The following is a 14,657-nucleotide window of genomic DNA, read 5'->3' on the forward strand; positions in this document are numbered from 1 at the left end:
ATCTCTGCTCGATCTTTGACTTTTTGTGGTACATCCGCAGTTCTCAAGTTTAATAGAGTTTTGTCTTGCTCACGAGTCAGAAATACCCTTAAACGAGCGCCCATTTTACTCGCTTCCCTAATACATTTGTTCTGCGTCTTTTCCAGATTTATCTATCTTTACATAGTTTGGTTTTTTCATGACAGCTTACTTACACAAATTTGATACTACTTCACAAAATTGTGCGTACTTGTCATTTTTTAATTTAGCCTAGAAACTCGAAATATAGTTTTTCGATCGCAGCTATCTGAACGAAGTGTAATTCAAAGTAAAGTAGCACTTTTGTTCAGTTTGCTGTTAGTTATTGTCACATTTCAATCGATGATTTAGGTCGTCTTGACCTACTGTTTTATGTTGCCCACTAATAAATTGGAGTTAACTATGAAAGCTTACGAAATCCAGAACGACAAGCCAGGATTGGATGCTTTAACTTTAGTAGAACGCCCGCAACCGCAACCCAGAAACAGACAAGTTTTGATCAAAATGAAAGCTGTATCCCTTAATTACCGAGATTTACTAGTTGCAAAAGGGGCTTATGGTGCTAAATCTTTTAAGCCGATCGTACCGCTTTCTGATGGTGCAGGGGAAGTTGTCGCTGTGGGAGAAGGTGTAACGCGAGTGAGGGTAGGCGATCGCGTTGCAGGCATTTTCATGCAAACATTTATATCGGGAGAATTAACAGCAGAAAAAGCGAATTCTGCTCTTGGTGGTGCGATCGATGGCGTATTAGCAGAGTACGTTGTCTTTGACGAACAGGGAGTTGTCAAAATTCCCGCACACCTATCTTATGAAGAAGCTGCAACTTTACCTTGTGCTGCTGTTACAGCTTGGAATGCAATGATAGTAGAGGGACAACTTAAAGCAGGTGATACCGTGCTGCTACAAGGAACAGGTGGCGTATCGCTGTTTGGCTTGCAATTCGCAAAAATGATGGGCGCACGAGTTATTCTAACTAGCAGTAGCGATGACAAATTAGACCGTGCTATCCAGCTAGGCGCAGATGTAGGAATTAATTACAAAACTACGTCCGACTGGGATGAAAAAGTTGAGAAATTGACCGATGGTAGAGGTGTAGATCTGGTTGTAGAAGTTGGGGGATCGGGAACGCTATCAAAATCCCTTCGTGCCGTGCGTTATGGCGGTAAGGTAGCGATGATTGGCGTGCTGACAGGCTTCACAGGAGATGTTAGCACTAGTTCGATCCTATTCAAACATATCCGGGTGCAAGGCATTTATGTAGGCTCCCGCGATTTATTTGAAGACATGAATCGCAGTATTGACCTGCATCAAATGAAACCGATTATAGATCGGGTCTTTCCATTCCACGAAGCCAGAGCAGCACTAGCCTACCTCGAAAGCGGCGCACACTTCGGCAAAGTCTGTATAAGCCTGTAAGAATCAAACGGATCCTAGAGGACTCGAACCTCTGACTTACCGATTAGAAATCGGTTGTTCTATCCACTGAACTAAGGATCCAGAAACTAAGTCAAGGTAGAACATTGCTACCCTAACAAAAAGTAAGCTGCACTTACATTAGAAGTGAGCTTACATATCCTATCAAAAAATTGGTCTATTGTGGATGACTATCCAAAAGTCGAGCTATTCCAGCCCCACATATAACCTTTCGCGTCGTTGAATTCAATATAGATGCGGTTTTTGTCTACACCTAACGCTTGGTTAATCTGCTGGCAAAAGTCCTGACTCATTGCCTTGGTTTGTTCTGGCTTCATCGTCCCGACGCTTTTTACTTCTACATAGCAAACTGGATCTAACGTTCCAGCAAAAGTCATTGGTACACCAGGTTCAAACGCCGTCATTACGTATGATTCTGGTTTACCTGTATGTTTTGCCAACATGGAAGATAGGCTTTTCAGCAACGCTTCCACGTCAGATTCAGCAGGAGTCGCGATCGAAGTTTGGACTTTAATTAATGGCATAGTTAGTAAGTGACTAGTGGCTGGTGGCTGGTGACTAGAATAGCTTCCTTGTCTCCCTTGTCCTCTTTCTAGCCTCCATACTGCCAGCCAGTTGTCTCCAAGCGCAGCGAGTCTCCTTCGCGGTGAACGCCAGCAGCGATGACTTCGCCGACATAAACTGTATGGTCGCCTTTTTCTACCGCGCCAACAACTTGACATTCGACATAGCCTAAAGAGTCAGTCAGGATCGGACACCCTGTTTCACCTAGATAAAACTCGATATCGTCGAATTTGTTGCCTACTCGTCGTTGGGGTTGAAAGAATTTTTGGGCAATGTCTTTTTGTTCGGCATCGAGAAAGCTAATTGCAAATACTCCACTGGTTTTAATCATTTCGTGGGATTTGGAATCTTGTTTGACGCAATTGACTATTAAAGGTGGTTTGAAAGAAGCTTGCATGATCCAGCTAGCGGTGAAGCCATTCACGTCTTCTCCATCTTTCACACCACATACATAAAGTCCGTGCGGAATCTTCCGCAGCATGGTTTTCTTGGCTTGTTCGTCTAGCAAGGCGCGTTCTCCCCAAATTGTTTTTACTTACGTTGCTAAATAAATCTTATCGAACCGCAGGGGACAGTTATCAGTGTAGAGACATTACATCTAACGTCTGTACAAACTTATAGTTATCAGTGAACGTAGTTATGGATTGAGTTTTTGCTTAGGGCGAAATAAGTGGCTGTGTTCGGGATGGTAGAGGCGCGATCGCGCTGTAACTTCTCCTAATGCGGGGCTGATAATGTAAAGGGTGGTACGAATTAGCTGTTCTTTGTGAGTGGTTTCTGTCATTTTGTCAAGGGTGGTGACGCAAATCTTTTCGTCTTCCCAACCCAAGCGGAAACAAATTGCTACGGGAGTTTCTGAGGGGTAGTGTGCCAATAATTGACTTTGCGCCGATTCTACATGACGGGCGGCGAGGTAGAGGCAAAGACTAGCTTGATGGGCGGCGAGGGATGCTAATTCTTCTCTTTCCGGGACTTGCGTGCGTCCGCTGATACGACAGAGAATTATTGTCTGCACGAGTCCGGGGACGGTTAATTCAACGTTGAGCTTGGCAGCAGCGGCTTGAAAGGCACTGATCCCAGGAACGACTTCAAAGGGAATCTCGGCGGCGGTGAGGGCTTGTATTTGTTCGTGGATGGCGCTGTAGAGACTCGGATCGCCAGATTGCAGGCGGATCACAGATTTATGCGATCGCACCCTTTCCACCATCACGGGTAGAATATCCTCTAAAGTTTTATTTGCCGTATGGATAATCTCTGCTTCTGGACGGCACATTTTTAAGATTTGTTGCGGTACGAGAGAGTCGGCATAAAGAATGACATCTCCCTGCATTAAAAGCTTTTGGGCTTTAACGGTCAAAAGTTCTGGATCGCCTGGTCCTGCCCCTACAATGTATACTCCTGGGGCGAGGGTAGGAATTGATTCGCGATTTAACTCGATAGTAGATTCAGAAGTATTAGACATAGGCGATCGAAAGCTGCTTATAATCGCAGATTTAAAATTTTCTCCAAATTTTCACAGTCTTTTCCGAAGTCGAGTCACTTCACGATGAAGATACCTATTGGTAGATGCTGCATCATAAGTAAGCCCTAAATTCAGCCCTTAGGGCTTTTTTTTTGTAATTCAGCGCTTGGAAACTTCTATCCTTGGTTCTGGTGCTGTAACTGGAGGCGCAACATCTGGTAACGAACGGCGATAAAGATACAACCAAGCCAGCCCAAATAATCCAATGGCAACTCCTACTAGACTCACCATTTGAGCCATCCGCAACGGTCCTAGCATTAAACTATCGGTACGCAATCCTTCAATCCAAAAGCGCCCTAAGCTATAAGCCACCATGTAGGTTAAAAATAGCGTGCCAGTCTTCAAACGCAATCCTCGTAAGCTGCGGAAAAACAAATACATTAAGATCCCGAATACCATTAAATTCCATAACGATTCGTAGAGAAACGTAGGATGAAAGTATTCAAAATTTCCGTATCCAGGCGGACGGTTGCTAGGAGGAATATAGAGTTTCCAAGGTAAATTTGTAGGGCTGCCAAAGGCTTCAGAATTGAAAAAATTTCCCCACCGTCCGATCGCCTGTCCTAAAATCAATGAAGCAGCAATCAGATCGGCTACTTGCCAAAAAGAAATCTTGCGTAACCGACAAAAGATTAAAGTTGCGATAACTCCACCTATGATTGCACCATGAATGGCAATTCCACCCTCCCAGATCGCAAAGATCTTACCTGGATTATTCGCGTAGTTCGACCACTCGAATAATACATAGTACAAGCGGGCAGCAGGAATCGCTCCCACGACTAACCAAATCGCTACATCGCCAATAATGTCGGGGTTAACGTGACGGCGTTTAGCCAAATATTGCGATAGAGTAACTCCAATCAAGACTGCCGAGGCAATCAGCAGACCATACCATCGGAGTGTCAAAGGACCAATTTGTACCAGAATTGGTCCAGGAGAAGCAAATTGCCATGCCAAAGGCAAGTCAGGAATCGCAGGTAACATTGAGATTATATGTTTGAGGGTGTTTTGCCTGTGCTGTTGCACAGGCTACGGAATTTATCTTACATCTAGTTAGTCAACACCCAATTTACCAGAGTTCGCACGCCAAAACCTGTTGCTCCAGGGTTGTTATAGCCATTTTCCTTGTCCGTCCAGACAGGACCAGCTACATCTAAATGCACCCAAGGAGTTTCTTTCACAAATTGTTTGAGAAATAAGGCAGCGGTAATCGAACCACCAGCACGGGGACCCGTATTCTTCATATCGGCAATCCCAGACTTCAAACCCTCAAAATATTTTTCTTCCATAGGTAGCCGCCAAAACTTTTCACCTGCGGTTTCAGCAGCAGCTTGAATTTCATGAGCTAAAGTATCGTGGGGAGTAAATAATCCCGCGATCTCATCTCCCAAGGCGACAATGCAAGCACCAGTTAAAGTAGCTAAGTCAACGATCGCATCTACGCCTAATTTTTCAGCAAACACCAGCGCATCTGCTAAAGTTAAGCGTCCTTCAGCGTCAGTGTTATTCACTTCAATTGTCTTGCCATTTGAGGCTTTAAGGATATCGCCAGGGTGCATGGCACGACCGCTGATCATGTTTTCGGTCGCGGCACTGATAAAATGAACCTCTACATCGGGCTTCAATTGAGCGATCGCTTTAGCTGCCCCTAGAGTCGCCGCAGCACCACCCATATCCATTTTCATCGTTTCAATCCCGCTGCCAGCGCCCTTGATGTTCAAGCCCCCAGAATCGAAGGTTAAGCCCTTACCAATAATCGCTAGCTTGCGTTTAGGCGTACCATCGGGTTTGTATGTTAAGTGGATGAATTTAGGAGGCAATTCTGAAGCTTGGGCAACACCTAAAAACGCGCCCATACCTAACTTTTCACAATCTTCCCGTTCGAGAATTTCAACCGCCAATCCGTGTTCGGAGGCGATCGCCTGTGCTGTTTCTGCCATTGTGACTGGTGTTACGGCATTAGCTGGAGCAGCCACCAATTCCCGCGCCAAAATTACACCCGAAGCAATATGGCTGGCACGGGTAACAGCATCATCTTGACTGCCCAACCCTAGTAAGTCAACTCGCTCTACAGTTGGCGGTTTCTCTTCTGGTTCTGACTTAAACCGATTATCTTGAAATAAAGCCAGTTGAATTCCCTCAGCCAAAGCTTGAGCCGTCGCCGCCGGATCGTTATTCCATAGTGGCAAACTGATTCCTAAAGTTTTACACCGTTCCTTTTTCGCTAACCGCGCCACTGCCGCAGCTGCTTTACGCCAGCTATCTATTTTTAGTCCTTCTGGCTTACCCAGTCCTACTAATATGACTTTGCGGACGGCGCTACCACCGCCAACCCGCGTCACCGTCGTACTACCTTCTTTCGCCTTAAACTCCGTATCTGCGATTAGTTCCGCGATCGCCCCAGCAAATTTTCCGTCCAGATCTGCCAGTTCGCCTGTTAATTCTACAGCATCCTCAAATAAACCAAGGGCAAGAGCATCTCCAGCCCAGTCTAAAAGTGGTGTATCAATCGCTCGAATTTCCATTACTCTGCGTTCCGCTTTTTAGCTTCTTGTTCCAGTATTGCGTAAAAAAGGGAGTAGGGAGCAGGGATAAGAGAGCTGAGGGAGCTGAGGGAGTGAAGAGAGAGTCGCGGAGCGCAAGGTTGCGCTCGGGAGCTGAGGGAGCAAGACAATTCACGCATTCAAAATTTACCTCTCGCAAGAGCGCCTTTCACCAACTACCAACTACCAACTACCAACTACCCATTACCATTAAAATGATATAAGTCATGAGTTAAATTCAGATCGAGTGGGAGACAGCGACTTACTTAAGGGAATTAACCTGTACCTGGTGGGAATGATGGGTGCGGGCAAGACGACAATAGGACAAATACTAGCAGCCCAACTCGGTTATGGGTTTGTCGATACGGATGCAGTCATCGAACAACTGACGCAAAAATCGATTAACCAAATCTTTGCTGAAGAGGGAGAAACAACGTTTCGGCAGATAGAAACCAAAGTCTTATCAGAAGTTTGTGCCTACACTCGTCTTGCCATTTCTACCGGTGGCGGAATAGTATTGCGGCGAGAAAACTGGAGTTATTTGCATTACGGCTTAATTGTTTGGCTGGATGTGCCGGTCGAACAACTCTACAGCCGCTTAGCAGAAGATAATACTAGACCTTTACTACAAGATCCCGATCCAATTGGAAAACTGCGATCGCTCCTCGATGAGAGGCGATCGCTCTACGCTGAAGCTGATTTGCACATCACCCCCCATCCCCAAGACACCCCAGACGCAATCGCAACACAGGTATTAGAAGCAATTCCTTCAGTGCTGAAAGCGGGAGTCGGCAGTCGGGAGTAAGGAGTCGGGAAAGGAGGACAAGGGGGACAAGGGAGACAAGGGAGCAGAGGAGCAACTACCAACTACCACTCTTCACTGATAACTGAATCACTGATAACTGAATCACTGATAACTGTCAGCATACTGCCAAGCTTGCTCGAACTGCTTTTGGACGACTTGAGCTTCCGCTTGCTTGTTCTGTGCTTTAAGGCTTTGCATTAACCCATAGAGAGACCAGCCGTTTTCGGGATAAATATTCAAATCATCTCGATAGGCTTGTTCTGCTTGGGCAAAACGACGTGCTTTGAGCAAAATACCTCCCAGCGATTGTCGTGCGGGTTGAGACCAGTCAGCAGGTTCGGTGTAAACAAGAGCATCTTCTAGCTTGACTGCTTGTTCTAAATGCGCGATCGCCTGCTGGTAATTTTTCTGCTGTGCGGCAATTTCACCTGCTAGCACTTGGGAGGCAAGATTTAAAATACTTGCCGTTGAGTTAAAGCCCCAAATTTTGATGTCTTGCAAGGCTGGAATCGCGGCGATCGCTTGTAGTTTTTTTAATTCCCGTATTGCTGGTTTAATTTGACCTTTGGCAGCAAAAGCACGTCCGCGTACGTAGTGCCAAACTCCCGATGGATATTTCAGATCTTTTGCGGGTGCAGCGGTGGAGAGGATTCGATCCCATTGCCCAAACCGAAGATAAGTATACATCGGAATTGTAGAGAAGTGCTGCAAAGCTCCAGCAAAATCGGGCTGCCGCATGAGTTTTGCATCGACTTTGGCTGTGCGAAGTGCTGCCTGGGTTGCGACTTTACTCTGTCCGGTCATCAGGGCGGCGAACCAGAGAAAATGATGGTTGTGGGGCATATAAGCCAACGGATAAATCCCCTCTACCTGATTTCGAGCGGCATAAGCGTTGTCAGCAACAATTCCGCGTTGATTGGACAGTACGGCATCGTGATATCTGCCTACACGAATATAGATGTGCGATGCCATGTGTACTAGATGTCCAGAATTGGGAACTAGTTGCATCAGGCGATCGGCAGACGCAACTCCCAAATCGGGACGTTCTTTCTCTACGGCATGAATGTAAAGATGGTTAGCACCAGGATGGTTGGGATGTTCTTGTAGAATTGACTCTAAGGTGGCGATAATTTCTTTACCTGTTGGTTTAAGTGTGCCATCTTCCTCCCAGTAATCCCAGGGAGTTGTGTCCATTAAAGATTCAGCAAACAAAGTTGCTGCATCTGGATCGTCTGGGTAGCGTTGGGCAACTTCTCGCATGGCGTTAGCATAGGCAAGATCGAATGACTTGCGGTCTTCAACTGGCTGCGATGGGTAACGTTTTGCTAATGCTTGAATGTAAGCCTTTTCTTTGTCACTAGCATTTTTACTCAGCTTAAGTGCTTGCTGGAGCGATCGCCAAGCTTCAGACACTGCTTCTGGTTCCATCGGTGCGTTGATGTTGGGTCCGAGAACGAGAGCAACACCCCAGTAGCAAATCGCACATTCAGGATCGAGTTTAGCAGCCTCTTTGAAAGAACGGGCTGCTTCTGCATGATTGAACCCATATGCTAAGGTTAAACCTTGGTCGAAGTAGCGTTGAGCCAGTTTTGAATTCGTTGAAATAGGGTGGTGGAGATTGCCGAGATTGTCAAATAGTGTGGCAGTGGGTTGAGATGATGTTGCTTGAGCGAGGTGCATCGCATGATGGTTAGACGGAGCGCGATCGCGGTTCGATTCTTTTGCCACTGCTAATTTCAATGGTGCAGACTGAGTGACAGCTAGTCCTAACGTTATTAATAGCGCCCAAATAAATAGCGTGAGGCGTTTAGAGACGAAAGACATATGTTCTCCAAAAATTGAAATTCGTGAAATTCTGTTATGTGTTATACCTACACGTGGTCTTCCAGAAAATTTCAGAATAGGAGAAACAAAAATATACAGAAGCAATACATCTATATGGGCGCACAGCCGTACGCCCCTACTGCAAATACGTGTACCTCATTCAATTGAAAATTGCGATAAATGCACCCAGGTTGAACTTAAGGTAATGGTGCTGCGGAGTTGATACTATAACTGGAGGTAACTTTACCAAGCTGCGATCGCAATTGCGGATATTGTGTCTCAGGAACGATGAAGTGAATGTAAGAAATTTTGTCATCATCTTGCTTGACATAACCGTAGCCCAACATTTTGCTTTTTTTACCTTGCAGGTTAGTCACTGTATAAGTCCAATGTACTTGCAGCCAACCGCCACTCACCGATTCGGTGGCAGCTAACTGAAAATCAGGATTCGCACGATACTGTTGTTGGGCTGCTCTGGCTAAAAATCGGTTCAATCTTTCTTGGGAAATTTGACCTTTTTGCTGAAATGCTTCTCTAGTAAAGACATCAACTACAATAGCTGCATTATTTGTCGGATCGTACCAGCTTACAATTGCTTCACCCGTCGTACTGCGATCGCGACGCTGCCAGTCTTCCGGTACGTCAATTGAAAACAGATTGGTATTGTAAGTATAAGTTTTCAGCCGACCGATTTTCACTTGTTCGTTCAAGTTTGATGTTGTCGATGCTGGCTGCGGAGAAACACCATTTGGCTGATTGTTGGTTGTTGACGAGGAATTCAATTCACTCGGTTTGCCGTTTTGCTCTGCGATCGCTGTAGGAAAGTCATTACTGCTAGAATTCGTTTTTGGTCTTGTTACATAGCTAATTGCCACAAATAGCACGGCTAAAGCTACTAAGCTACCGCAAAGAATTAAAGCAGCTTTTGCCAAAGTGACTAGTTTATTAGTGGCAGCAGAGGTTTTAGCTTTTTCACGATTAGCTTTACCTGAAGTAACACCTGTCTGAATTTCTTTTCTCTCTACTTGGTTGGGAGGCGTAGAGACTGCTGTTGGTGGCGGAGGAGAGGATTCTGGAATAATTGTCTGTGAAGCAGAAGTCGCAGAAGTCGATGAAGTTGCAGCTGGTGGTTGCGGCGTACTGACTTTCGGTGGAGTAGGAGTCGATGGAGTTGCACTCGGTGGCGTTTGCGGCGCGCTGGCTCTTGGTGGAGTAGGATTTGGTGGAGTTGCACTGACTGGTGCTTGTGGCGTACTAACTCTCGGTGGAGTAGGATTTGGTAGAGTTGCACTGACTGGTGCTTGTGGCGCACTAACTTTTGGTGGAGTAGGATTTGGTGGAGTTGCACTGACTGGTGCTTGTGGCGCACTGACTTTTGGTGGAGTAGGATTTGGTAGAGTTGCAGTCGGTGGCGTTTGCGGCGCACTAACTTTCGGTGAAACAGCATGAGTGTCGAGCTGCTGCAAAGCTGCTAACATAGCAGGCGCATTCATGTAGCGATCGCGGGCGGATGGTTGTATTGTTTTATCTAAAATCGCCGCAAATTTTGGACTCACATTTAATGTTTGCTGTCGCCAGTGGATCTCACCCGTCAAAGGGTTAGTTTTCAGTTCTTGCGGCATCTTACCTGTCAGTAAATAAATTGCCGTCAAGCCTAAAGCATACAAATCGCTGGCAAATAGAGGTTTTCCCGCTGCTTGTTCGTTGGGAATAAATCCTGGCGTACCTACCACAATCGAACTTGTGGCACGACCGGAAGCCGTTACCGTCGTTCCCATGATTTCCTTAATCGTGCCAAAATCGATCAAGACAGGTTTGCTATCTCGCGATCGCCAAATAATATTGTTTGGTTTTAGATCGCGGTGAATAATACCTTGACTGTGAATGTATTGCAGAACTGGCAGTATATCTAATAGTATTTCTTTAACTTCTCGTTCGCTAAACAGTCCTACTTGCTGGACGCGATCGCTCAGAGTTTGACCTTGAATCCACTCTTGAACTAAATAAAATTCTCCAGCCTCTACAAAATAGGCATATAGACGAGGGATTTGACTATTGATATCGCCTAGCGTTTCTAAAGTTGCGGCTTCACGCTGAAATTTTTCTCTGATTATTCGATCGACCTGGGGACTGTTTTCGATCGGTTTGAGCTGCTTAATGATACATTTCTTACCAGAAGGCATCTGAGTGTCTTCTGCTAAAAAAGTCTTCCCAAACCTCCCATTTGCTAGTTCTCGCAGCACTCGGTAACGATTTTCTAACAAGATTGCTGCCATCGGAAGTTACTGATTTTCGGTTTTAGTTCTAACATACCACGTTCGGTTGTCAGTTATCAGTTGTCAGTTGTCGTAGGGGCGGGTTTAGCAAACATATTCACGGGCTTTAGCCATAATCTTTGTTCAAAACCCGCCCGTACAGTTGTCAGTATAAAGACATTACATGTAACGTCTCTACTGCTGGTCGAATCGCTGCATAAACTAACTGAGGGCAACCTAAGTAACATATAACAAGCATTGCGCAGTAGGAGAAACCCCATGCACGCTAACATCTGGTCTATCTTTGCTATCTTAGCTGTACTAATTCAAGTTATCCCTGCTGTAGTCGTCTTGTACTTAGCAACGGCAACCGATCGGCAGGAATGGTTTTGCTAGAAAACTTTACTAACTAGAAAACTTTACTAAGTCAAACCCTGCAAAATGATGAAATTTTGTTACAACATCTACTGCTACTTTCGGTTAATCTGGAGTTAAGCTTATGTTTAGTTTCAGTAAAGATTTAATAAAGACTACGGCTAGTTTTGACAATTTAGCTGGGAAAATACTTAAATTAGTGATGTAAGAAAATTTCTTCTTTGCTTCTCGATCTTGGCATAATCGAGGCGCAAAACTCGCTATACAAAAACACGAGAAAAATAACTGTTACGCTGTCTACCTTGCAGACAGACAGCAAAGGGTGCTACCTACAGCCTATTTACAATGCTAAGCAGCATTACAATATCGATTTAAACAAAACAAAGCTAAAAAAAATTAAGCACAGTTTCCGACCTTAACCAAACTCTGAGGAAGTTAGGTTTACCGCTTAAGGCAGAGCATTCTGTAGCTTTTGCTTGCATCTCTGCAACATTTGCTATGGGTAATCTTGCTACTTTTATGCAATTTGCTGTTAGTCTTGGGTGCTGGTAACAAATTTACTTAGAAGTATGCGCTTTTTCCGTAATCTTTGTCACTCAAGTTGAATTTGTAGTTATACATACAATGCATCAGCCTAGAAAAAAATTTTGTTGACTGCGGACAAAAATTGTTGTTTTTTGTAAAGTTTAACTGAGCCAGATATGCTTTCTCTGCTGGAAACCTACAAGCGATCGCCATGCATCAAATCTAAAATCGCAGCGTATCTATATATAACATTTGATTAGTAGGTCAGCGCATATAGCTCAAATCAAGCCTTCATAAGTTGTTAGGAAATGTTTGCGTCCTATGTCGTTACTAATTCTCGTAGTTGATGATGAGCCGTCGATTCGTGTTTCTACCAGCTATGCACTGGAGCAAATTGGTTACTCAGTAGTTACGGCAGAACATGGAAAAGAAGCGCTGAGAATTATTGAGGAATATCAACCTCATCTAGTGATTACCGATATTATGATGCCGCAGATGAATGGATACGAACTGATTCGATGGGTGCGTCAGCGTCCAGCATTTCGGTTATTGCCTGTCGTATTTTTAACTGCAGGCACGGAAACGGAAGAACGCATTCGCGGCTATCAAATGGGAGGGGATGCATACTTACCTAAACCGTTTGAATTAGATGAGTTACATGCTGTCGTTCGCAACCTGCTAGAGCGATCGCAGCTGATATCTCAGCTGATGCAATGGGAATTACGCCTGCGCGATCGCGCACAAAATACAGGTAGGCTACCCGTCTCTACAGATACTTTCGACTACAATCCTCTCAGTGTTCCAACACCAATTTCATCGCCAACTGAATCCTTACACCACCAATTGCATTCTCAAATCCGAGCAACAATTGCAGCCACTAGATCTCGCATTAATTTCACCGACAGAGAACAGGCTGTACTCAAATTTCTGGCGCAGGGACTATCTAATTCTCAAATTGCTACCAATCTATTTCTGAGTCCGCGCACGATAGAGAAATACGTGAGTAACTTATTAGGTAAAACAGGAACTAGCAATCGTGTCGAATTGTTACGGTTTGCGATGGAAAACCATTTAATTTCGTAAGACACTCGTAAAAACTGCGATCGGAGGGTAGCATCTACCAAATCATCTTAAGATTTCGGAATTTGGATTTTAAATTTTGGATTACAGAAAATTGCGTCAGCAAATTTTAGTAGGTTGAAATTGGTAGCGATCGCCTCAAACAGTATGTTCTTTTTCTATCTATGGTATCTTAGCAATATTTAATTACAGATCTTTATATTTCTCGCCATTCACTTACTCAATAGCAATTTTTTTAGTTAAACCGCCTTCTACTAAAGGCAACAAAAATAGAATATTTATTATCTGACATCCAAGTTTGGTGCTAAGGATAATATGTTTCCATAGAAACCTATTATATCCTAGTACTTGACTTGGCTTTTTTAATATAATAACTTCTAAAAATAGATAGCCTATCTACTGTTTTAAAACGGGTATATACCTAGTGAACTCACCCACTATTTGGGTAACTTTGCCGTACAAATAATCTGAATCTTTTTATAGGTTATTAGTAGATAACGAATAATAGCCTGAGCAAGAAAAAACAGAAAAGTTTTTCAAACAGGTTTTCCGAAATCAAATCTGAACCAACTGTAGGATTAAATAACGAGAAACAACAACTAAAGCTGGCAGTTACTCTTACAGCGTTCTCTCAGCACTAAAAGATGTTCTCTAAACCGAATCTGTATAAAAAACGGTCGGTAAATCTGAAAGTCAATATAGTAAAAAATTTATAAAGTTACTTTATTGATTAAAAATACCCAAACTTGAATCACTTTTTTGATGAGAAAGTTTCTAGGTATTTTAAAGATTAAAACTCAAACGAACTAAACTTTAAGTGCATAATTCTCGGATCGCAAACGTACAACAAATTAAGTCACACAAACAACTTCAGGAGACTACTCACAATGATTAACGAAACCAGCACCGAATTATTTGTCGAACTATCTGACGAACAACAACAATTAGTCGCAGGTGGTTATTCTTGGGACGGCTACGGTGACAATTCTATCTACGATGCTTTGGGAACCAGCTTGAAAGAGAAGCAATCAGTACAACACCTGAAAGTCGGAATTGCTTCGACTCGTCAAGGTAGCTATGTTGAGCAAGATTACTTGAATGCTAACCAAAGCTTTGAAACTGACGCTTTCAAATATTTCACCGCTAAATAATTGAGCTGCATAATTCTTGCATTGCAAACGTACAACAAATTAAGTCACACAAACAACTTCAGGAGACTACTCACAATGATTAACGAAAACACCGAATTATTTGTCGAACTATCTGACGAACAACAACAATTAGTCGCAGGTGGTTATTCTTATCCCGGTGGTGGTGATGGTCAGTCCATCTATGACATTCTCAATACAAACTTGAAAGAAACGAAATCCGTACAACAACTCAAAGTCGGAATTGCCTCGACTCGCGACGGTAGCTATGTTGACCAAGAGTATCTGAATGCTAACCAAAGCTTTGAAACTGATGCTTTCAAGTTTTTCACCGCTAAATAGTTAGATTAACTGAACTCATAATGTGTAATTCTCTCAACTCAAATGAGAGAATTACCACCCAGCAAATCTCAAATTAATTTACACCTACAATTTCAACTCAAATAACTTCAGGAGACTACTTACAATGATTAACGAAACCAACACCGAATTATTTGTCGAACTATCTGACGAACAACAACAATTAGTCGCAGGTGGTTATTCTTGGGACGGCTACGGTGACAA

The 14,657-nt window shown here is 43.8% G+C and carries 12 protein-coding genes and 1 tRNA gene; 5 read left to right on the forward strand and 8 right to left on the reverse strand.

Annotated features, from left to right (window positions below; translation table 11 throughout):
- The first annotated feature begins 420 nt into the window (after positions 1-420).
- Positions 421-1,434 carry an NAD(P)-dependent alcohol dehydrogenase gene (locus H6G17_RS30035; protein ID WP_192162180.1) on the forward strand — a complete coding sequence of 338 codons (1,014 nt, stop codon included), beginning with the start codon at positions 421-423 and terminating at the stop codon, positions 1,432-1,434.
- 8 nt (positions 1,435-1,442) lie between these two features.
- Here H6G17_RS30035 and H6G17_RS30040 read toward each other — a convergent pair.
- The 6 genes from H6G17_RS30040 to H6G17_RS30065 all read right to left on the reverse strand — a co-directional run bounded on the left by H6G17_RS30040 (position 1,443) and on the right by H6G17_RS30065 (position 6,063).
- Positions 1,443-1,515, reverse strand: a tRNA-Arg gene (locus tag H6G17_RS30040).
- A 107-nt stretch (positions 1,516-1,622) separates the two neighbouring features.
- Positions 1,623-1,976 carry a phenylpyruvate tautomerase MIF-related protein gene (locus H6G17_RS30045; RefSeq protein WP_106546744.1) on the reverse strand — a complete coding sequence of 118 codons (354 nt, stop codon included), beginning with the start codon at positions 1,974-1,976 and terminating at the stop codon, positions 1,623-1,625.
- 68 nt (positions 1,977-2,044) lie between these two features.
- Positions 2,045-2,524, reverse strand: coding sequence for a flavin reductase family protein (locus H6G17_RS30050; RefSeq protein ID WP_192162181.1), 480 nt, complete (start codon positions 2,522-2,524; stop codon positions 2,045-2,047).
- A gap of 129 nt (positions 2,525-2,653) precedes the next feature.
- A complete protein-coding gene (cobM, locus tag H6G17_RS30055) occupies positions 2,654-3,478 on the reverse strand; it encodes a precorrin-4 C(11)-methyltransferase (protein WP_192162182.1) in 825 nt (274 codons plus the stop codon).
- Positions 3,479-3,637: 159 nt separating this feature from the next.
- Entirely contained in the window at positions 3,638-4,522 is an 885-nt protein-coding gene (gene lgt, locus H6G17_RS30060) for a prolipoprotein diacylglyceryl transferase (RefSeq protein WP_192162183.1), read from the reverse strand.
- 65 nt (positions 4,523-4,587) lie between these two features.
- Positions 4,588-6,063, reverse strand: a complete 1,476-nt coding sequence (locus tag H6G17_RS30065) for a leucyl aminopeptidase (protein ID WP_192162184.1) — start codon at positions 6,061-6,063, stop codon at positions 4,588-4,590.
- 313 nt (positions 6,064-6,376) lie between these two features.
- Here H6G17_RS30065 and H6G17_RS30070 point away from each other — a divergent pair, with 313 nt between their 5' ends.
- Complete coding sequence (locus tag H6G17_RS30070; protein WP_192162191.1) at positions 6,377-6,886, forward strand: shikimate kinase; 510 nt, start codon at positions 6,377-6,379, stop codon at positions 6,884-6,886.
- A gap of 102 nt (positions 6,887-6,988) precedes the next feature.
- Here the strand turns inward: H6G17_RS30070 and H6G17_RS30075 are convergent, their stop codons facing one another.
- Positions 6,989-8,710: a hypothetical protein gene (locus H6G17_RS30075; RefSeq protein WP_192162185.1), complete on the reverse strand. Its 1,722-nt coding sequence runs from the start codon at positions 8,708-8,710 to the stop codon at positions 6,989-6,991.
- Positions 8,711-8,907: 197 nt separating this feature from the next.
- Positions 8,908-10,986 carry a serine/threonine-protein kinase gene (locus H6G17_RS30080; protein ID WP_192162186.1) on the reverse strand — a complete coding sequence of 693 codons (2,079 nt, stop codon included), beginning with the start codon at positions 10,984-10,986 and terminating at the stop codon, positions 8,908-8,910.
- Positions 10,987-12,186: 1,200 nt separating this feature from the next.
- Here H6G17_RS30080 and H6G17_RS30085 point away from each other — a divergent pair.
- The 3 genes from H6G17_RS30085 (at position 12,187) to H6G17_RS30095 (ending at position 14,435) form a co-directional block, all read left to right on the forward strand.
- Positions 12,187-12,948 carry a response regulator transcription factor gene (locus H6G17_RS30085; protein WP_192162187.1) on the forward strand — a complete coding sequence of 254 codons (762 nt, stop codon included), beginning with the start codon at positions 12,187-12,189 and terminating at the stop codon, positions 12,946-12,948.
- A gap of 884 nt (positions 12,949-13,832) precedes the next feature.
- On the forward strand, positions 13,833-14,096 hold the full coding sequence (locus H6G17_RS30090) for a CTB family bacteriocin (RefSeq protein WP_192162188.1): 264 nt from the start codon (positions 13,833-13,835) through the stop codon (positions 14,094-14,096).
- A 75-nt stretch (positions 14,097-14,171) separates the two neighbouring features.
- Positions 14,172-14,435, forward strand: coding sequence for a CTB family bacteriocin (locus H6G17_RS30095; RefSeq protein WP_192162189.1), 264 nt, complete (start codon positions 14,172-14,174; stop codon positions 14,433-14,435).
- Positions 14,436-14,657 lie beyond the last annotated feature (222 nt).

Origin of the sequence: Chroococcidiopsis sp. [FACHB-1243] (genome assembly GCF_014696895.1) — a bacterium.
Taxonomy (GTDB): Bacteria; Cyanobacteriota; Cyanobacteriia; order Cyanobacteriales; family Chroococcidiopsidaceae; genus Chroococcidiopsis.

Excerpts from the sequence above, each read along its gene's own strand:
- H6G17_RS30035 (WP_192162180.1), top strand. The coding sequence starts at position 421 with ATGAAAGCTTACGAAATCCAGAACGACAAGCCAGGATTGGATGCTTTA.
- H6G17_RS30045 (WP_106546744.1), bottom strand. The coding sequence starts at position 1,976 with ATGCCATTAATTAAAGTCCAAACTTCGATCGCGACTCCTGCTGAATCT.
- cobM (WP_192162182.1), bottom strand. The coding sequence starts at position 3,478 with ATGTCTAATACTTCTGAATCTACTATCGAGTTAAATCGCGAATCAATT.
- lgt (WP_192162183.1), bottom strand. The coding sequence starts at position 4,522 with ATGTTACCTGCGATTCCTGACTTGCCTTTGGCATGGCAATTTGCTTCT.
- H6G17_RS30065 (WP_192162184.1), bottom strand. The coding sequence starts at position 6,063 with ATGGAAATTCGAGCGATTGATACACCACTTTTAGACTGGGCTGGAGAT.
- H6G17_RS30070 (WP_192162191.1), top strand. The coding sequence starts at position 6,377 with ATGATGGGTGCGGGCAAGACGACAATAGGACAAATACTAGCAGCCCAA.
- H6G17_RS30075 (WP_192162185.1), bottom strand. The coding sequence starts at position 8,710 with ATGTCTTTCGTCTCTAAACGCCTCACGCTATTTATTTGGGCGCTATTA.
- H6G17_RS30080 (WP_192162186.1), bottom strand. The coding sequence starts at position 10,986 with ATGGCAGCAATCTTGTTAGAAAATCGTTACCGAGTGCTGCGAGAACTA.
- H6G17_RS30085 (WP_192162187.1), top strand. The coding sequence starts at position 12,187 with ATGTCGTTACTAATTCTCGTAGTTGATGATGAGCCGTCGATTCGTGTT.
- H6G17_RS30090 (WP_192162188.1), top strand. The coding sequence starts at position 13,833 with ATGATTAACGAAACCAGCACCGAATTATTTGTCGAACTATCTGACGAA.
- H6G17_RS30095 (WP_192162189.1), top strand. The coding sequence starts at position 14,172 with ATGATTAACGAAAACACCGAATTATTTGTCGAACTATCTGACGAACAA.